This is a genomic window from Candidatus Villigracilis affinis, assembly GCF_016705895.1.
GTDB lineage: Bacteria > Chloroflexota > Anaerolineae > Anaerolineales > Villigracilaceae > Villigracilis > Villigracilis affinis.
Genome location: NZ_JADJKT010000018.1, coordinates 39,235 through 59,303, shown reverse-complemented (window position 1 = coordinate 59,303; position 20,069 = coordinate 39,235). Strand labels below are relative to the sequence as shown.

The 20,069-nt window shown below is 49.1% G+C and carries 12 protein-coding genes; 6 read left to right on the top strand and 6 right to left on the bottom strand.

Features of this window, described 5'->3' with window-relative positions; translation table 11 throughout:
- Nucleotides 1-60: 60 nt before the first annotated feature.
- From IPI86_RS08845 to IPI86_RS08830, 4 genes are read left to right on the top strand one after another with little or no spacing between them, the layout of a single operon-like run.
- Entirely contained in the window at nt 61-1,422 is a 1,362-nt protein-coding gene (locus IPI86_RS08845; RefSeq protein WP_345297637.1) for a ParA family protein, read from the top strand.
- 3 nt (nt 1,423-1,425) lie between these two features.
- Nucleotides 1,426-1,665 (top strand): hypothetical protein, encoded by a 240-nt coding sequence (locus tag IPI86_RS08840; RefSeq protein ID WP_345297636.1) that lies wholly within the window; start codon nt 1,426-1,428, stop codon nt 1,663-1,665.
- A 17-nt stretch (nt 1,666-1,682) separates the two neighbouring features.
- Nucleotides 1,683-2,873 (top strand): ATPase, T2SS/T4P/T4SS family, encoded by a 1,191-nt coding sequence (locus tag IPI86_RS08835; protein WP_345297635.1) that lies wholly within the window; start codon nt 1,683-1,685, stop codon nt 2,871-2,873.
- The gene (locus IPI86_RS08830) at nt 2,873-3,394 is read left to right on the top strand and encodes a hypothetical protein (protein WP_345297634.1); all 522 of its coding nucleotides are present in this window, start codon (nt 2,873-2,875) and stop codon (nt 3,392-3,394) included. Before IPI86_RS08835 ends, IPI86_RS08830 begins: the two co-directional genes overlap by 1 nt.
- A 431-nt stretch (nt 3,395-3,825) precedes the next feature.
- Here IPI86_RS08830 and IPI86_RS08825 read toward each other — a convergent pair whose 3' ends face one another.
- From IPI86_RS08825 to IPI86_RS08800, 6 genes are all read right to left on the bottom strand, one after another.
- The gene (locus IPI86_RS08825; protein ID WP_345297633.1) at nt 3,826-3,972 is read right to left on the bottom strand and encodes a hypothetical protein; all 147 of its coding nucleotides are present in this window, start codon (nt 3,970-3,972) and stop codon (nt 3,826-3,828) included.
- Between the two features lie 147 nt (nt 3,973-4,119).
- Nucleotides 4,120-5,052, bottom strand: a complete 933-nt coding sequence (locus IPI86_RS08820; RefSeq protein WP_345297632.1) for a hypothetical protein — start codon at nt 5,050-5,052, stop codon at nt 4,120-4,122.
- Nucleotides 5,053-5,065: 13 nt separating this feature from the next.
- Complete coding sequence (locus tag IPI86_RS08815) at nt 5,066-10,159, bottom strand: DNRLRE domain-containing protein (protein WP_345297631.1); 5,094 nt, start codon at nt 10,157-10,159, stop codon at nt 5,066-5,068.
- Complete coding sequence (locus IPI86_RS08810) at nt 10,156-10,905, bottom strand: hypothetical protein (RefSeq protein WP_345297638.1); 750 nt, start codon at nt 10,903-10,905, stop codon at nt 10,156-10,158. The genes IPI86_RS08815 and IPI86_RS08810 overlap by 4 nt, the downstream gene beginning before the upstream one ends.
- A gap of 365 nt (nt 10,906-11,270) precedes the next feature.
- Nucleotides 11,271-11,549, bottom strand: a complete 279-nt coding sequence (locus tag IPI86_RS08805; RefSeq protein WP_345297630.1) for an RHS repeat domain-containing protein — start codon at nt 11,547-11,549, stop codon at nt 11,271-11,273.
- Between the two features lie 29 nt (nt 11,550-11,578).
- A complete protein-coding gene (locus IPI86_RS08800) occupies nt 11,579-15,565 on the bottom strand; it encodes a DUF6531 domain-containing protein (protein ID WP_345297629.1) in 3,987 nt (1,328 codons plus the stop codon).
- Between the two features lie 182 nt (nt 15,566-15,747).
- On the opposite strand from IPI86_RS08800, the gene IPI86_RS08795 reads away from it, so the two are divergent.
- Together IPI86_RS08795 and IPI86_RS08790 are read left to right on the top strand one after the other, a co-directional pair.
- A complete protein-coding gene (locus IPI86_RS08795) occupies nt 15,748-17,493 on the top strand; it encodes a hypothetical protein (RefSeq protein WP_345297628.1) in 1,746 nt (581 codons plus the stop codon).
- Nucleotides 17,490-19,988, top strand: a complete 2,499-nt coding sequence (locus tag IPI86_RS08790; RefSeq protein WP_345297627.1) for a type IV secretory system conjugative DNA transfer family protein — start codon at nt 17,490-17,492, stop codon at nt 19,986-19,988. The genes IPI86_RS08795 and IPI86_RS08790 overlap by 4 nt, the downstream gene beginning before the upstream one ends.
- The last annotated feature ends 81 nt before the right edge of the window (nt 19,989-20,069 follow it).

The window sequence follows — 20,069 nt, the reverse complement described above, 5'->3', positions numbered from 1 at the left end:
TTGGGACTTCGAAGACTTGTTCAAAGCGGATCGTGAGGAAGTTTTGGGAGGAGGACAGTAATGCAAGTTTTGTTACTCGGTGCGGGGACCGTGACCTCCCGCTTGAATATGCAACTGGCCGAACAGGGTCATTCGGTCATCGCCCAGATCGCGGCTTTTACGCCACAGCATATTGACTTGTTTGATTTCCGCGCTCTTGTTGTTGTGTCGCCTGAATCGTCCGTCTCCCCGGAGAGTCTGGTACAGGCAGCTGAACGTGGCAAGCTGATTTTCGTGGTCGCGGGCGTCGGCGATGGCATGGCGTCCTGGGCGAATGGGGTCGGCGTGCCATCCATCGCATATCCACCTTCGGATGTGGATATCAATAAACTGTATGAAGAGATGCGCCGTGCGGATGCCGGCAATCTCGCCGCGGATGATCAATATCGCCGGGCGGTGCTTGGTAGCGACATGTCGGCGCGCATTCAATCGGGGATGGCAGTGCGGAAGATCGCGATCACATCGCCGAAAGGTGGAACGGGAAAAACAACAGTCGCAGTCAATCTTGCTGTGGCGCTTGCCTTGTCAGGTATCACAACCTACCTTGTAGATGCCGATGGCAACGCTGGCGCGCTGCAATATCACATGCGCATGGAGCGGGTGAACACCACCATGATCGGTTTGCTTCGTCGTGAGATCGCCAAAGCCAACAAAGGCGTGATGGGCGATGTGGCATCCGGCGCAGCCTATCTCAATGCCTTTACGCCGTTGGAAAATTTACCGACCTTGAGAGTCCTGCCAGGTCTTATCACCGATGATCTGGGCGACGAAGTCTTGCAACAGGAAGCGAAAGTCGCGGAGGTCATTCAAGGGTTGTATGAGGCAGGAGTCGCAGCAGGCGGCGTGGTCATTATGGATGTTGGTATCAACCCTGCGCATGTTGTGCATCGTGCTGCGTTGAAAGCAGCAGAAGGGATTGCCATTGTGATCAAACCTGAAATTCCTGATCTCGCGGAAACACGTCGCTGGATCGCACGCATGATCAACTCCCTAGCAAGTGTGGTCGGCAAGAGCAGCGCCCATGAGTTTATTGGGAGCCGCGTTAAGCTCTGCTATAACCAGGTAGTGGGCGATGGCTTCAAGGCGGCGCATAAGATGTTGCAACAGGCATTGACTGAAGACAAGATCGAACTGGCTTTGATTCCAAACGGTATCATCCCCATCGTAGACCCGCGTCTGGCAGCACAAGCTGTGAACTCGGATCGACGCGAGGACATCCTGATCTGGCGCTACAAGAAGGAGAAGCTGGAGGAACTCGGACCGTTCGCCGATTCATTACTTGGCTTCGCCTCTCATTTTGTGCCCGCTGTTCGTGAAGGTGCTTCACGGATTGGATTGCTACCCAGCCCGACGAAAAAACGCAGCTGGTTCGGGAAGGGCTAAGGCATGTTTGATATTACAGGCAAAACCCTCAAACCTGTTTCGGAAGCGCGTTCCTCGGATGAGATGGAACGTTGGTGGACTCTTCTTGCGGAGGAAGGACGTGCAAAGAAAGCCATCGAATCTCTGCAAAAGAGCATGACCTCCACGGAGATCGAAGCTCTGGCCCGTCAGGTCTTTGAAGAAATAAGTGTTCGTGCGGTGGATGCAGGCGTCTCTTTACCCGAGAATACATCCTGCGCCTGATCGGTGAACTCTCCGGGATGGGTCCTTTACTGGAACTGATCGCCCGTTCGGATATCGAAGACATCGCCATCAACCTGGGGCACATCTATGTGTACACCACAAGTAATGGCTGGGAACACGCCGGAGCTGCACCGGATGGGATCGGGGATGCACTCAGAGTCATGATCGACCGTGCCGGGCAACGCGCGCCAACTCCCGATTACCCAATTGCGGATGCCATGTTGCAGGTCATGGTTCCGCTTGTGGATGGAACGGTTCGGCGCAAGGGTGTGCGTATCAATTATGTTATGCCGCCGGCATCGCCTTACGGCGATACGATCACCTTGCGCATTTCAAACTATCGCACGGCCTCTGACCTCACTCAGGGAAGTCTGGCATTGTTATGTCAAAACCGACTCCCACCTGTCCCGCGACCTAAATTCGATCCAAAGGATTTTCCACGCGGCAATGGCATTCTCACACCCGAAGCTGCGAATTATTTGTTGAGTGTCATGGTGCATGGGGGCACACTTGTCATCGCCGGCACAACTGGTTCCGGCAAGACCTTTGTGGGTCAACGAATTCTTCAAGAGATGTTGGATTATTACCCCCGTGGTGCGATCCGTTTGTTCATTGTGGAGGACAGCAATGAGATCGTCCTGAACGGCTGGAATGGAGATGGCAAGGCAGATACAGGCAACATCATCTACACAGTAACCCGTCCCGAGATCCGTGGCGGTCCGCCACCGGTCACCATGTATGACTTGATCCGTTCTGCTTTGCGTTCGCGTCCGCATGGAGTCGTCATCGGTGAGGCACGTGGTGCGGAGGCATGGGAATTGATCCGCGCCGCAGCGACAGGTCATGGACACAGTGCGTTTACCATCCATGCCACCAGTGCCGAGCATGTCTGGCCGCGCTTTCTACAGGTCGTGCAGGCTCATCCCGATGCGGCACGCATGTCCGAGATACAGGTCGCCCAATCCTTTGCGGAGGCGGTGACTGCAGCGGTATATATCGAACGCAATCCGCAACATGGACAGATCGTGCGTGAGATCGTGGAAGTGTCCACCATCGTGGAGCGTACCGCCGCCCGTCCTTCGTTTTCTCCGTTATTCAAGCACGAAGCCGGTAAAGGGTTGACGCCAACAGGCAACCGTCCCATGCGACCGGGCTTTCGGGCGAACGATCTGAATATCCCCGAGTCTATTTTCAAGGCGGGGTTGTAATGGCAGAGCAGACCATTGGTTCGACGAGAACCTTTGTATTGGCAAAGGGCTTTATACAGGTCGGCAATCACTCGGCTTTGATGGGTGAAGATGATACCAAGCGCTTATTTGCGGAAGTGTACGCCGACCCGGATCGTCCCGATGTGCGACCGCAGGAGGCGTACAAGACGATCCTATCCTCAATGCAACCGGGCTGGACACTACGCCTGTTGCAATTGTTCTGGCCCGACCCGGAACCGAGGTTGGAGTTCCAGAAACAGGTTCAACGATGGAACACGCCTGCTACAGAGGGCTTGGATATATTGCATCAGGGACTGACCTTGGCAGTACAGGAGTATCCACTCCCTTTTGTACGGCGAACTGTATTGGAGTTTGTGCTTCCGGGCGATGAGGGAATTGCTTGGTGGGAGGGAGTGAGTGGATTGTGTGCCAGCTTTGGATTACGGATTCGGTATCTGGATCATACTTCCATTGAAGGCTTGACCCGCTGGGTGCATAATCCAAATTTGGAATATAAGTAAAAATTACACATCATTTATATTCAAATCACGGTTGGATATCGGCAGTAATGGTTACACCTCACATCCTATTACCTCAGATCACTCGCCTCTTGAAATGACCTTCACTGTTAATTTCAAAGATGCAGTGCCTGTGCCTTTTCACCTCCCGTTGTCCGATATGAAAGGCATCGTTGTGGCAAGCAAAACCGTCGTTTCGATCATTGGAGGCGTAAGGGCTAGATAGACTCCTCCCTACTTTATTTGCGAGAGAAGCATGCCAGCTTCTCTCGCAAACTCAACCTTGGATTTCAGCACTCGACGTTGAGCACCTAGCAATGCCCATTTTTTTGAAATAAGTTCTCCGTTTTTGCCGATGTAGAATTTCCTTTCGTCGGCGTCATGGTCATGTCAGGAGTTGGTGCAACGGAAAGTAGAACGATTATGATTTGTGCTTACATAATTGAGTCATCTGCAGCGGCTTTCGTAATCTTCTTGCCACGTTGAGCAGAGGCATCATTCATGAAGGCGCCTAACTGGTTGATCGTGGAATTGATCTTCCCATACACCAATTCCTGAATGGCGGTATTCGCTTTGCTCAAGAGATTATTTTTTATTTTATATCAATCTACTTATGTGCAAGCGTAGCTTTCTGCGCTTGCACATAAGTAGCCAGGCAGCTTGCGGACGGGCTTTCATCTTCTAAACCTAACCAAAGTTAATTTTTCAATTCAAACGATTCTTATGCACTATGGATAAAGTGATAAATCAAGTGCATGGATACCTAGTGGATAAATTTCTCTCCTTTTTATATCCATTGCATAAAAAGTTCCGCCAACAGAAAAAGTAACAAAACCTCTCACCGGAGATCGAGTTGGCTTTCCTTGATCAATTACTTCACCTTGCTCTGGTTGGACGAAATCACCAACGAAGGGTGCTATTTCCATAGTGTGGAAGTCAAGCAACATTAATTTGGCAGATCCTGCCAATCTGGTAAAAACAATACAATCATCATCCGGACACCAAATTGGATCTCTGTTAAAATAATCAGGATTGTAATCAGTAACCTGCTTAATGTTTGCACCATCCACATCCATAGTGAAAACCTGCAATCTGCCATCTCCTTCAACGCTCGAGACAAAGGCTATGTTTTTTCCATCAGAAGACCAACTTGGAAAGGCTTTATCTGCCGGGCTATATGTCAACCTTGAAACAATTTGAGTTTCCAGATCAATCGTATAAATTTCACTAGAACCATCTTTATCCGAAATGAACACAATTTTCCTCTGGTCAGGCGACCAATCAGCCATCCTTTCATTAGCAGGAGTACTCAACACAGATCTCTTGTTACTACCATCCTTGTTCATAATATATATATCAAAGTAGTTTTCAGAGGTCCAAGATAAATACAGGATTTGATTGCCGTCTGATGACCATTTAGGAGCACTATTACTGCCCGAATCCGTTAATTCAACAGTTTCATTTGTGTCAAGGTTTGTTAGAAGAATTTTTTCAGCAGATGTTTGGCTATTTACAAACACACTATAGACTGCTTCGCCTGTAATATCCAATGTCGATAAAACAGGTTCGGTCGAGATTTTGCTCGCAGGTATACAACCTGTAAGCAAAATGAACAACATGAAAGCGAACTTGGTGGGGGGGTGTGCAATTAGTCTTGTCATAGCAATTCCTTTCCTATGGCACAGGGCGGCATACTATACCTGTTGACGTTCCACCTAATGGACATTGCCGACCAAGAATTTCTGCAAAACCTATCCCCAAATTCTTCGCCTTCTCTGTTGCATCTGGTGTTGCACCAGGCCAATTAATAATTGTTCGGGCGTCATAAAACCCATAGCTACCATCTGCATTATCATAGTCAGATAACTTCTTGCCCGTGAACCAACCTCCGGCCATACCTTTGACTGCGACATTGGTAACATAATCATAACCATCACAACCGCTTGTATCAGCCCCACATTGTGCGTAAAACGGATATTCCTCCAGTTTTGGCAATGAGGTTCCATTAGCATCTGTAACCCATAAACCGAGACTTTTACTAGCATTTCTGTAATTTTCTCTACCAGTTAGGTGTATAAAGCCGCGTCCCATGTATCTCTCGCCGTCCCCCTCGTATACATTTCCAAGGATGCCATCATACCTTTTGAAGTATTCTCTTGGATCACCATCATATTGCTCGGTAAAATCAATCCACTTACTTTCGATATGAGAGGTTGCATATATATAAGCTAAATGATTCGTGTTAAGGTTTTGACGTCCAGATTCATCCATAAGCCATCTTAGGTAATTTCTAACTCTGGCATAGTCGGGTGATTTAGTGTTATTCTCAATAATGTAGGATACCAATTCCTCAATGGTAGCCGCGATCTCTGTCTCATTAGGAATAGGTGCAGGCGTCGGTGTTGGCGTTGATGTACTACAATCCGTGCACGGTGCCGGTGTAATCGGTATTTCGGTCGGCGGTTGAGTTTGGGTTGGATCAGGTGTAACTGTTCCAGAGCCGCTATTATCCTCAACACCATTAGGTACTTCTGGCGCAGACCACGGAGTTCCAGGAATTGGGCAGTAACATCCCGCCAAAAACAACCCAAGGAAGATTAAAGCCAACCAAGGGGATTTTTTCCCTTTCTTGCGTGAATAATAAATTGAGGTCAAAACCAGCGGACCAAACACCGCCCCTATCGGATTCCATGGAACATAGGGATTCGTACGGTTCGGGTTTACCCCGCGCGTCAGGAATCTTCCCGTCTCAGGATCATAATATTGCCCATTGCCAATGTAAATCAAGCCAGTAGTGGCGTCAATCAATGTCCCGATGTAACTGGCGTCGAAATTGCCCGTGCCACTCGTTTCGAGGGGTTTTCCCCAGGGATTGTATCGCACAGACATTGTGACATCCCCGCCAATATCGGTCAATTGGCGTGGGATGTTCACGCCGTCATTCAGCACGTAATTCCATTCAGCGGTCTGTTCGGCAATCGGTCCCAATCCATACAGAACGGTTGTGGTCTTGTCGGTGGAGGTGATGGTCAGGGGCATTTGTCCATCGGAAACATACTGCGTGGTAACGCCAAACGCACTGGAGGTCATGCGCGTACCAAAACCATTGTAGGTCATTTCAGCCTGGGAGTTCCAACCTGATCCATTATGGGATTCCACTTCCGTCAGATATCCTGCTGTGTTGTAGGTGTAGCGTTTCGCGCCGCTGGCTGCGTTACCATCTGGCAAAACTTCTACGAGGCTGCCATTGGCATCGTATTCGTAATGCCAAATAGTTGCATCCGCCTGGGCTGTCACCAATTGATTAGCTGCATCATAGGTATAAGCCGTTGTCGCAGTCGGATCGCTGGCAGTCAAAGTGTTGCCATTGGCATCGTAGGTGTAAGCGAAATTTCTGCTGTCACTGTAGTTTGCAGCGGTTAAACGGTGTAGGGCGTCGTAGGTATAGTTGATGGTTAATGGTCCTGAAGGCTGTATTGTCGCCGAAGGCAAGGGAATCGATGTAGGAGTTAATGTATCAGGTATCAAGAGATCGGGCGTTAGTGTGGGTGTGGCGGTTAAATCCAATTGAAGCGGAAGCATGGCAAAGAGCGCTCCTCCGCCACCAGAGGGAAGCACTGCGCCAATTTGGGTTGGCGTTGATGTTTCGGCGGGAGTCGATGTGAGCGTGGGGGGAGTAGTCTCTGTAAGCGTAGGCTCAGTTGTAGCGGCAGTCATAATGTATTCAATATAAAGATGTGGTGCGCCACTTGCACTCCCATCATAGGCTACGGCTACACGGTGCCCTGTGCCGGTAATAATGAATGCAATGGCGTTATTGCTTGTCCAACCTGTGCGGTTAACAGTCTCTTGAATAATGGATGCGAGGTCTGGGGTGCGTTGATTCACACCGCTTTCACCAGCGGTAAGCCAAGGCAAAGGCTCCCAAGCTACTGAAGCTGTTGTTCGGGGACGGGTGGATACTTTATTTGCGGACCCGAACGTGATTGGGTTGTCATTCGCCTCTGCCTGAATGATAAGTGAGGTTGCCTCGGAAGAGGTTGTTTCATCGACTGTAAACTGTATATAGGCATTCAGGATTGTAGCTCCTTGTGGAATATTGACACCAGTAAAGCGCATTCCAACTTGCTGATTATCAGCATCATGCACCAATTCGAGGTCGCTGCTTGTTCGGTTCACCCAACCAGTAGTATCTTCTTCTGCATCATCATTATTGGAAACAATTGGGATATTCAGGTGCGTAATATTTGGATCAGAAGTGTTTGTTGGAGTTGCTGTGGGTGTAGCTGAAGGGAGTGGAATACCTGAAGCCGCCCCAATATGCGCAGTGCGGCGCGATTCGAATTCATCGAAATAGATGGTTCCATTTGTACCCACATCCAGACTGCCCGTTGCGCCAAGTTCGGTATATGAAATTTTGCGAGTGTCATTATCTAAATTGACAATAGTATCTACAAGCATGTCATCCAGCCAAAGTTCAAAATAACCATCGCTTAAACCTGCCGCGCTGGATGCTTTGAATGTAATTTCAATCAAGTGCGGCGAATCTGCCATAGTAATTTGCTGGCCTTGAATGTATGCGGTGGTATCGTTACGAGGCTGTGCTTGTAATTTATAAGTCCCCCCGTTTCCATACAACATTATACGGAAGGCTGTACCTGTGCTATTGCCTCCGCTAAAGATTGAGAATGCATTGTTACCCGGGATGGCAATCGAGTTTGGATCGAAATAGAAACGTGCGTGATATTGCGGCTCGTTGAATAGAAAATCATCTTCTACCAGGTAGATTGCAGTTGTGTCATTGATCAATGCTTGCAGTCCATATGCCCCAGCTATGGCGGCGTTTGTTGAAATACTCAGGTCGCCGTTTCCCACCAAGGGATTGGATCTCCATAGGGAAAAATCGTTACCTTCAAAATTATCCTTTAATAACAAATCAGTGTTGGGAGGCGATAATACAGGACCGTTCGGGGCTAACCCAATATACTGACCTTGCCGCGATTCAAATGCATCAAAATATACTGATCCACTGGAACTTGCAGAGACATCGCTGTCGAATCCAAGTGAAACATCGGTTATTCGTGAGGCATCACTGTCTATGTTACTAATAGTGTCCACCAGTACACCATTAATCCATAACTTCATATAACCGTCGTTTGCGCCACTGGTTGTAGCCGCCTTCCACTCCATTTCAACCGCTTGCCATTCGTCGGAGATATAGATCTCCTTCCCATCTAGCCATTGGTTGGTATCGTCCAGACCACACATGGCCAGGGAATAATAGTCAGCCATACGTTTCATTCCCAGACAAAAAGCCCATCCATCCGGGTCGGTATCACCAACAAAAACATACATGGAATTATTATTTGGCATGTACACCGTATTTGGATTCAGATAAAACCGCGCACTGTAGTGGGTAGCGCCATTTGGTCTATCATCATCTACTTCGATCTGAGAAATGTCATCGATAAACGCCTCCATTCCGTAATTACCTATGGCGGCAGCCTCGTGGGAAACAAACAGATCACCACCATCAGTATTGGCCTCAGACCAGGCAGAGAAATTTCCGCTCTCGAATCCATCCGCAAAGATGAAGCCTGGCATGGCAGTGGGGGTAGGCGTGGTGGAGGGTGATGTATATTCAATCACAAGTTTAGGTCTTTGAGAGGCCGTGGAGGTATCCGACGACTTGAACATGAAACGGTCATTCAATTCGCTGCTGGTAGACAGGAAGAAGCCATTGTTGGTGAAAGTTCCATTCGCTAATTCCTGAATTTTTGCTGCATCAAGAGGGATTTGCTTCTCTATATTCAGCGGCTCATTTGCGAGCAATTGCATTGATCCAATGGACATGCCTTCATGATCATTTGCCCCCGATGCTCCGGCGGTTTGCCAGGTTACCCCGGTGGCTGATCGGTTCCAATTGGATTGGGTCTCGTTATAAGGAACTTTTAGACGATACACATTGACTGTAGTGTCATTATCTGATAAATCCTGTGATGTCCATAGGGAAAGGGTGGCAGAAAGGATGGTGGCATCGGAAGGCAGGGAGGAAAGGTCAAACTTCACCAAGCTGCGCGCCACACTATTGGTTGCATTGTTTTTCTCCCCGACCCCCATATCTGCAGAGGTACCGTAATTTGTAGAGGCTGAACTCTTTAGAATGTAATTGTCCACGCCATCCGAGCCGTTCGGCTGGAGAATAAGCGTATAAACAGTAGTAGGAGCACTTGTCGCTGTCGGAGTGAGTGTTTGTGTCTCTGTAGGAGTATCCGTAATTGTTGGAGTAAATGTAGGTGTTTCTGTTGGGGTTTCCGAAGGAGTCTCTGTGAAAGTGGGTATGGGCGTTGGAGGAACTGGCTGGGTGATGTTTTCAATCGCCTGCACTAAATTACCTGCGGGATCATAATTGTACGAATAAGAGGCAATTGAAGAAGTTCCAAATGCATGCTCTAATTGGGTAATTTGCCCAGCTGCATCGTATCCATAATTGGAGTTTACGCCATTTGGTCGCGAAACAGAAATCAAACGTCCGGCATCATCATAGTCATAGCTGGTAGTGGCATTGTTCCAATCGGTCACAGACGACAGTTGATTTGTAGAATCATACCCATATGTAACTGCATTACCATTTGGGTAGGTCAATTCTGTGCGATTGCCAACGGCATCGTATTCATAACCAATTGTTGCGTTATTAGAATCAGTGATAGTTAGCGGGCGATTGAGGACATCGTAGCTCCAGGTTGTCTCACCGAGGCCATCGGTCATGTTGAGAGACGCTGCCCATTCAAGTTGTAGGCAAGGTTAACATCCGGTTCAGTGCCTGGATAATCAATTGTGGTCAACTGTCGTGCATTGTCGTACACATAATTTGTCACCTGCCCCTTACCGTCCATTATGGAGACTTGGTTGCCTGCTGCATCGTAGGTATATGTCCAGGTATTGCCAAGTGGATCTGTCTTGCCTGTTACACGGTTAAGTGCGTCATAGGCATAGGTTGTGATATTGCCATCTGGATCCACCACCGAAGTGCGATTCCCCGCTGCATTATACACATACTCGTAACGGACATTGGTCTCCGCATCTGGCTGGACCGTGGGTCTATAATTTAAAACGACAGCGATTTGCCTGCCGAGAACATCATACTCAAAGTGCGTTACAACTCCATTGGGGTCAATTACGCTCGAGACCTGGCCAAGCGAGTTAAAAATAGTTTGGGTGGTATTTCCCAATGGGTCAGTCATGGCCACCTGGCGATTCAAGGCATCATACGTGTAAGTGGTTATCTCACCAAGGTCGTTTATCACAGCCACAAGATTTCCTGCGGAATCGTACGTATTCGCAGTGGTACTGCCATTTGGATCGGTTATCGTGATGGTACGGTTAAGATTATCATACGCATACGTTATCGCATGCCCATTCGCATCTATCCGGGAAATCACGTTCCCCAAGGCATTGTATGTAGTGGTAGTAATCTGTCCAAGAGCATCTTCCACAGCAATAACTCGATCCATTAGATCGTAGGTGTATTCAGTTCGATTCCCCATTGCATCAATGCTGGCAGTACGCCGTCCATATAGATCATATTCCGTTTGATTTACCCGTCCTAATGGGTCGGTTGTTGCAACTAACCGCCCCTGAGAGTCATACGTGTAAGTTGTTTGGTTCCCCATTGCGTCAATTGTAGCAACTCTTTGTCCATTTTCATTGTAGACCGTCTCTACAATGCCGCCATTTGCGTCAATTGTACGGACGAATCGATTTAGTTCGTCATATTCATATTGCGTCACTCTGCCAAACGGGTCAGTTCGGGTGTCCACATTTCCATTTACATCATAGCTGGTATAGATGGAATTCCCCAATGCGTCTACTACGCGAATCACACGCCCCATTTCATCGTAGTAAAAGGTGATGACGCGCCAGCAATAATCGTTACAGTGGAGGTGTTGGTAGGAATATCGAAGGCTGTTGTACCGGAGGATATTCCCAACGCATTCGTGGTGCTAAGCAATCGTCCGGTGCCATCATATGTATAAGTAGTTTCATTCCCCAGGGCATCGGTAGTGGAAAGCACTTGCCCAGCGGGATTGTACTCATTGGTAGTTGTGTTTCCGAGAGCATCAATCGTCTGGATCAGGCGACCCGCATTATCATACACATAACTTGTCGTACGCCCATAAGTATCGGTTACTGAAATCTGTTTTCCACGTGGATTGTATGTATATCCGTAACAATGTTATACAGGTTTTGATCATTCTGCGGACGGGTGGGGGAATAGTTTTGCACAGATCGGACAATCTGCCCAGCCGGGTTGTATTCCGTATGAGATACCCGTCCACGCGGGTCAATCGTGTCCGTCAATCTCCCAAGCGCATCATAGGTATATTGCCAGGTGTTTCCGCTTGAATCTGTCATGGAAGCGCGCTGCCCAGATGCAGTGTAGGTGTAAGTAGTAATCCTATCCTGGGAATCTGTAACCGAAGATAAATAACCGGCGGAAGTGTACGTGTAGGATGTTACTCCACCCAAGGAGTCGGTCGTGCTCGTCAATAATTTTCCTGCGTATGTATAACTGGTTGTATTCCCCAACGGATTCGTCGTGGAGGTCAGGTTGTTGAGGGCATCATATGTATTGGAAGTCGTATTACCGGCCGGATCGGTTTTGTTAAGCAGATTTACACCATCTGTGCTCCAGGTCATTTCCAGGGTGTGGCCGGCCGCATTAGACACACTTGTCGGTTGGAAATTATCTCCATAGACCGTAGTCGTTTCAGCGCCTACTCCATTTGTTTCACCAACCAGAGTCCCACGTCCATCATAAGTATGGGTTTGTTCATATCCCAACCCATCCTTAACGGTAGTCGTTCCATCTGCATGGTAAATCATCTCAACCACAAGGTTATTTTCGCCGTCGTATTGACGCACAGCACGCCCTTGTGAATCGTATTCGGTTCTCTCAATTATGGTCAGATCCGGCGCGCTTGCTTTTGTGATTCGATGAGCTTCATCATATTCATAAGTCCATATCTGCCCTAAAATATCCGTGACGCTAATCAGATCACCGTAAGTATCGTAGGCAAAGGCTACTATTCGCCCGGTGTGATCTGTAATGGTTGTCACTCTTTCCTGAGTATCGTAATCAAACTCCAGAAAGGATATACCGTCATTTCCGCTTACCCGATCCAGATCATCGTTTGCATTGTATGTATAAGACCACCCATTTCCCTGTGGATTTTCAAAGGTGGTTAATTGTCCATCTACATTGAAAACGTAGATATTTTGGTTGCTATCGGTAACGGTAAAGGTAACTGGTGATCCCGAATTGCGAACTAAGGTTGCGCGAATTCCAGGCGCGGCTTCATATGTACCATTTTGGTTCTCATAAAAGCTATATTCATTTGCCGAACGGGACTTGAGCAGTACTACGTCTTCCTGTCCCCCCGGATCACTCGGGAAGATGAGACGCATATCATGGTTGTGGGTCCAGCCAAGTGAAAGGTTGGTAGTCTGACTTAAAACCAATGAAGAATAGGTGCGTACAAAGCTTAATTCTCCGGCAGAGGTTACAAATGAAATATCGGTGTTTGTATAATCATATCCGCCGGTACGAGTGTTGATGGGACCACCTGCACTACCTTGGGTATTATTGACCGAACAACCAATACAATCGGCACATTCATCACCTGCGGAGGCCGAAGAAACCACGGATTGCTCTTCCACGATTGGCCCGTTCAATGGTTGGGTAAACTCAACCGATGCTGTATTCAGGATCGTTTCCTGATTGCTTCGCACCTGAAAAACCCTTATCCCCGCCTGTCCAGTCGAAAGCGTTGAGGATATGATGCCGTTCTCATCCGTTGTCCCAATAGAGACAAACTGGTTTGGGCTAACAGGCTGCCCATTAATTTTTACTCCAGGCCCCTGAATGACAGCGATTTCCACTGGCTTGTTTGGCATGGGATAGCCATCCACATTCTTCAGAGTAACTATGATGGTGCCTTGGTCGGCTCCATCAGCTATAACTTGCGCGGGAGTTATCTCTACTGTAGAATTTGCAAGACCCAAAATATCAAAATACACAGTCCCTTTCCCCGGTATCTCATACCCAGTTGCACCATTTGCTGTGGTCAAAATTGTATGATTTGAGGTTGTGGCATAAATTGCAACCCTTCCACCAGCTCCATTGCCTCCACCATTTTGCGGACCACCATTTGCATGAATGGATCCAGTACCCAATAATGTATCTGCCTCAATGATAATACTGCCGCCTGACCCACCACCCGAGTTTCCAGCTCCAACAACACCATCGGCTGAGATCACGCCATTTATGTTTGCCGTATCCCCAACAACCAGCCAAATGGCCCCGCCTCCAGCCCCACCTGGTGCAGTACTATGATAAATATCCTGTCCAGCGCCACCAGAACTACCAGGCAGAGTGGGGTGGTTCAATGAATCATAAATGATTCCACCGCTTCCACTGGCACTTTGTCCAACCCCACCATGTCCACCACCACCACCTGTATTCCATGCGCTTATACCCGCCCCAGGACCTGTTCCTGATTCATGAGCGCCGGGGTACCCGGTTCCATCAGCAGATATTCTGCCACCGCTAGCTATACTTAAATTAGTTAGGTTGACTTGTAAACCTGGATCATTTGTGTAACTTGTATCCCCATTTCCATTTGTAACCAGCTTGAGGGTCGCGCCATTTTCAATTGTTAAATTTGTAAACGTGTAAATCCCTGTATGCAAAGGCGATGTCGCATATAGCTCCAGGACAGAAGGGGATTGCAATGTTATATTTTCAGCCCCTTGAAGGTTTCCAAGAATGGTTACGGAAACATCAGACAATAATAGATTAGAAGAAGTGATAAGCGTTCCTTCAACTTCCAAATAACCAGTACCATCTCCTGTTAGCACATCGTTACCTGTTAATGTGAATTGCGAAGAAGTACCAACCAGTCGCAACTTTCCATTTCCAGACATTTCAATTTGATCGTAGGCATACCCACCCGCAGGGTGAACTGCGTAATTTGTAACGCTGTTTCCACCGTTATCCACAACCAGCTTGTCCAATGAACTTCCTGTTTCTTCAAGGTAAACCGTTCCTGGTCCACCCCCATTTCCTCCCTGGAATTTTCCACGAGCTTGAAGATGCTGTGCATCTAGTGGAAATGTGCTTGTGTTGTAATACACTGCAATGCGTCCGCCAGCGCCATCTCCGCCACCGTCCATTCCAGGACCTCCATTTGAATGAATAGTGCCCGTTCCAGAGATTGTTCCAGTCTCGATCAGAATGCTGCCACCAGACCCACCACCAGATCGTCCACCGCCTGAAACTCCATCTGCTATAATTTCACCATCAATTGTCAGGGTGGTAGCAATGACTAATCTGACAGCGCCTCCTCCATATCCTCCTGGGCAAATGGAAATCAACCCACATCGCCCAACCCCGCCAGCAGACCCAAGATCCACTGGCAATTTTACGATTCCATAACCATTTCCCCCGGCGCCATCTCCACTTTCTCCCTTTCCACCATAACCAGCGCCGCCGCCAGTCCAGATCGGATTCGGCCCCTGACCAGCGCCTGGGCCGCCGCTTGGATACCCTTGTCCGGTTGCGTCAATTCTTCCGCCACTCTCTATAATAATCTCATTCGCATTAATAATCACACCTTGATTTAGTGTTGCATTACCCAGAATCAATAAAGTACCACCAGTTTGAACAGTGATACTGGTGTATGAATAAGTGCCTGCAGTTAAGCTGCAGGTTTCTCCAGATACAATTATTAGATCCCCACTTGGAAGACAGGAGGTTTGAAAAAGTCCTTTGAATAACTCACTCCAAAGACTGCTATCCTGCTTAGTAAGCTTGGGAAGATTGAAAATATCTTTTGATCGCGCCTTGGCCAAAGACGAAGGAATTACTGCATTAAACAATACAAAAAAAACGAGCAGAACACGTAAAATTTTTTCAAATGTCAATTTAATGTGCACCATAATACGCCTCCTAAATGTAGACAAAAGTCCGTTTTGGCTTTTTATTTTTGTTATTTTTATTTGGGCTGAGCAAATTATTCTCAAACCCCCCAGTCCCCTGGGAAAAAAGTGCATTAATTCTTTTGCGTTTTTAGAATACAAAAATATTCGTTCAATTTCAATCGAATTTATCACAAAAACTACATGATATTCATCACCTATAAGAAAAGGAGAAATTAAGGGGTTAAATTGCTAATTATCAATGATCCTACGCGAGTTTTTATCAGCAATCTTTTTGTCCTTGAATAAATATTAGGAGAATCACTTTAGCGACACGGACGGAACACCCGTCCGTGTCTTTTTGTATCATGCCGTCCATGCCTGAACCTCAAGACCAATTCGTTGCATCGACAGCCTCTGAAGCCGTGGAAGTACTGGAAGATCATCTGCTCTTTCCAGGTGGCTACCTGTTACCACTTTCCGCGCGTGGCACCGGTGTCCCTGGTATGGCAGACCGTCCCTGGTCGCGCTTTTCTGCGGATGTTTTTTATCCCAACCTGCCGGTCATGTATTCCTTATCCATGCGCAGGGAACCACCGGATGTCCTGCGTGGTTCCCTGCGGGCAAGACGAACACTCTTCGAAGGCTTCATGATGGCGTTGGCAGAGAAGACCGGTCGCCGACCTTCGATGGCAGAACGCTCCGCTGATCATGCAATGGATGCCGCCGAGTCAGAACTGACCTTTGGCAAGCCTGCCTTCAAGATCGCTTTGATGTCGGCGCTCTTTGTCGAGCGCAATCGCTTTGAGGAAGCGGAAGCCGCACGCAGAGTCATTGAATCGAATTTACGCGCACGTGGACTCACGGCACAGAGACTCTTCTACATCGCAGAACGCGCTCTGCATCATTTCCAACCCGGAGGAAAGTTGTTCCCAGGATTGGATGAGCCGACACTATTTCTGGAAGAAACACTTCCCTTATTGCCCGCACCTTCCAGGCAGGTTATGCCGGTTGAGGATTCGGTCTGGATCGGAACACACGCCCGGGATGGACGCGATATTCACTTCTCCTTCACCAAAGGACTCGATCCGGCTGTTCCACCACCTCCACATGCAACAACTCTTATTCTTGGAGAACCCGGTGCAGGCAAGACCAGCCTCTTGCGCTGGATCATGTTGCAACGCTTGTTACAGGGACGCACGGTTATTTCCATCGACCCCGAGGGCGAGAACAACAAACTCTGTGAAGCCGTGGGCGGCAGAGTCGTACCGGCTGGTATTCCCGAAGACACGGAAACCTGCCTCATTCATCCTCTACAAGGCGAGAACCCGGCAGAGTTGTTACTGGCAGTCCGTTTCCTGATCGCATCACTTGCCGGTGAATCTGTTTTATCCCCTGGTGTACAAGCTGCCCTGCATGAAGCCGTGAAGCGACGTTGGGATCGCAAACCTGGTGCGATGTCTATTGCGGAATTCGTGGAGACATTGGGAACGATCAACGTTCCCGAAGCCGCCATGCCTTTGGCGTTGTTACGTCCTTTTATGCGCGGTGGGTTATTTGAAGGATTCTTCGATAGACCTAAAGCGCTGCTATCGCCTCACTTTCCCGCCGGTCAATGGTGGAACTTCGATCTGTCTTCCTTACGTGAAGAGAATCGTGCCATCGTGCATTCAGTGTTGGCTTGGTTTTTGTATCATGCGGTCACGGTCGGCAAACAACCGATGGACATCTTCATCGATGAAGGCTGGCGTTTATTACGTAGCGGTCCGTTCACAGACTTGTTGGATGAACTTGGCCGTCGCGCACGCAAACGTGGCGTCGGCGTGACTCTCATCACGCATTTGCCTGCCGACCTGATGAAAAATCCCACTTCCTTGAGTCTGGCATCCACCGCATTCATCGGTCGGCTCGGACCGGATGAAGCCTTTGCCTTTTATCGCTCGCTGGGCGTCCCCGAAAGTGAAGCACGCAAGAATGCCGAAATCACGTCACGTTTGCCCCCGCGAGTCTTTCTCGCAGCTCCGTCTGCAGGACGCGGTGCTTTGTTTCCTGTCCTTGTATCTATTCCTCCGACATGGATCCAGTTCTGGAAGCAGCTGGGTGCAACGGGAGTGGCGCGATGACGTACTCAAAGAACGGGTACATGCATCCTGATGGTGGGTATGTATGCATCCATTGCGGTTATGAACATGCCACGGCTCCAGATCAATGTCTTATGTGCAAAGGTGAATGGCAAGGTTGGGAATTGCTATTCGCTCCACATGCTCTGGATGACCTGCGTGCGCAGGTTATGGGTTGGATCGCACAACTGCCGTTTCCCACAATCATGGAATGGATCGCCTCTCCCAAAGGGTTGCGTGTCAGGTTGTATCTGCCTCCGCATATTGCAGAAGGAGTCGTACAGTCCTGGTCTGCCATGACCGGGCAGCATTCCAGATGGCGCAGTTTAGGCATGGTAAAGATTCAGACAGATGGATATGCCCTGCAAACATCGAATCGTTTGCCATCCTTGATCGCCTCTGCCAAAGATAGCGATCCTTTGCTTGCCATTGGCAGCCGGTTGATCAGTGTAGCGCGTGAAGGAAAGGAGGCGAGTCTACGTCTTTGGCTGCTCGGGAATGAAGATCATCTGCAGGAAAAGTTGCGCAGCCTGTCTTCTTACTCATATGGAACCGAAGGCGGCGTCGGCAATGACACACCCAATTCCTGGGGCTTGCAATTGGATTTCCTGCGGGCAGGCTTGTTCCTCGGGATGATCATGGCAGGTATCAGCGGCGGGATTCTGTTTGCGGGTTGGTTTAATCCCTTTGGGGTCTCCATGTTCGTGGTTGCCGGTATCACGATCTGTGTTGCCTCCGCACTTGGTATTCGGGATTGGCTTGCGTGGAGATCCATTCCCAAGGAAGTCGTGGAACTGCGCATACAACAGCCGTTATTGAAAGTTGCCTTTTCCATGACTGAACCGATCCAACTTCCGTTATTGGCTGGTGAACAATCGTGGCAACCCATTGAATCAGTCTGGACTGCAATCCAGAAACACACCTTCCCGTTGCCAGCTGGTGAACTCGCTGGGCTGATCGCCCCGCTTCAACTCGGTGAAGGATCAGGTTTATTGGATCGCGCCGTCTGGCAGGAAGTCCCGGCACCGCCACCTTCCCAGCCGTTATTGGAAGCTGGTTTCAAGATCGGTCAGAGTGTCGCGACCGGCGCGCTGGTCGGTGTCGATCCGGATGGACATGGTCTTGCGACAGGAGGTAGTCGTTCGGGTAAATCCTCCTTTGTGTATTCCATGTTGGAGCAGTTGATTGCCAAAGGCGATGATGCACCTGGCATATTTTTGGTCGATCCGCATGTTTCATTGGCAGATGCCTTCCTCGATGCGATTGCTCAATTACCGGAGGAACAAAAGCAAAAAGCAATCAAGCGATTAAGAGTCATCACCCCGGATCAACCGCAAGTCATTCCCTTGAACCTGCTGGCTGTTCCCGATTTCACCTGGGCAGGCAATGCCATCGTGCAGGTCGGGCGGCGTATCTGGGATGACTACTGGGGACCGCGTATGCAGGCGGCATTGCTTGGATTGTTTCGTCTCGCGCATGTCTGGAACCAGCATCATCCTGAAGCAGGGTTGGGACTTCTGCATGTGGTCTTCATGGCCTTCAATAAACCCTGGCGACATAAGGCAATGGCACTATTACCTCCAGGGGATCGCATGGGTGCGTTGGCGCTGGATGCCCTACTGGGACAGACCGGCGAAGGCGATAAATGGAGTCAAGGCTGGGTCACGGAAGTGATCAGTCCGGTGCTCTCGAAGGTCATGGCATTGGAGTTATCGCCGTGGTTATTTTCCGCCATGCATCAGGAACGCTTCGTGGATTTGAATCAGTGGATTGATGAACGCGCCTGGATCGTGTTACGCCTGCCTTCTGGTGAGATGGGGCGCGAAGGTGCGAGACTGACTGCCGGCGTTTTGTATAACGTCTTCGATGCCGCCTATCGCAAAGCGACATTGGAGAAACCTGTACCTTTCTATTTCATTGTGGATGAAGCGCAGGAGATCGGATCGGGCATGCGCCTGGAGTCGATGCTGGCAGAAGGTGCCAAGTTCGGCGCGCGCATGTTCGTGCTGGCTCAGTCCTTATCCATGATGCGCAAAGTGGAAGGCATGGAACCGGTCGTGCAGGCCATGCTCGCCAATACTTCCACCCAGATGTTCTTCTCCCCAGACCCGGAAGATGCCGACTTGATCCGTGCCACACTGAGTTCCACCGTGCGTTACGGGAACATGACTCTCGATCTGCCTTCTCTGCAGTGCTGGTTGCGCGCGCGTATTAGTGGACGCTGGCAGCCGCCGACGTTGACGCAGATCAAGCCATTGCCGCGTGCGGATGCTTTGCGAGTCAGAGCCTTGATCGAGGAAGTGATCATTGCTCATCCCAATGATTATCTGCCCGCCGATGGCTGGCAGGAAAATGCGTCGAAGATGCTGGAGGACATGCTGCCGGCAGCGCTTGCAAAACTTCTGGATGAATTCCTGGCGGTGCGTATCGAGGAACAGAACAACACCCAGATCCATCAGCCTGCTCCTCAGGAAGATGATCGCAGGCTGGGCTTCTAATGCTGATTCAAACTCTTCTTTTATTCGGCACGGTTTCCTGCGCCTTTGGATTGCTGATGATCGGCGCGGTGTATCTGGCCT

Excerpts from the sequence above, each read along its gene's own strand:
- IPI86_RS08845 (WP_345297637.1), top strand. The coding sequence starts at position 61 with ATGCAAGTTTTGTTACTCGGTGCGGGGACCGTGACCTCCCGCTTGAAT.
- IPI86_RS08840 (WP_345297636.1), top strand. The coding sequence starts at position 1,426 with ATGTTTGATATTACAGGCAAAACCCTCAAACCTGTTTCGGAAGCGCGT.
- IPI86_RS08835 (WP_345297635.1), top strand. The coding sequence starts at position 1,683 with ATGGGTCCTTTACTGGAACTGATCGCCCGTTCGGATATCGAAGACATC.
- IPI86_RS08830 (WP_345297634.1), top strand. The coding sequence starts at position 2,873 with ATGGCAGAGCAGACCATTGGTTCGACGAGAACCTTTGTATTGGCAAAG.
- IPI86_RS08820 (WP_345297632.1), bottom strand. The coding sequence starts at position 5,052 with ATGACAAGACTAATTGCACACCCCCCCACCAAGTTCGCTTTCATGTTG.
- IPI86_RS08815 (WP_345297631.1), bottom strand. The coding sequence starts at position 10,159 with ATGACCGATGGCCTCGGTGAGACAACCTGGAGCTACGATGTCCTCAAT.
- IPI86_RS08810 (WP_345297638.1), bottom strand. The coding sequence starts at position 10,905 with ATGGATCGAGTTATTGCTGTGGAAGATGCTCTTGGACAGATTACTACC.
- IPI86_RS08795 (WP_345297628.1), top strand. The coding sequence starts at position 15,748 with ATGCCTGAACCTCAAGACCAATTCGTTGCATCGACAGCCTCTGAAGCC.
- IPI86_RS08790 (WP_345297627.1), top strand. The coding sequence starts at position 17,490 with ATGACGTACTCAAAGAACGGGTACATGCATCCTGATGGTGGGTATGTA.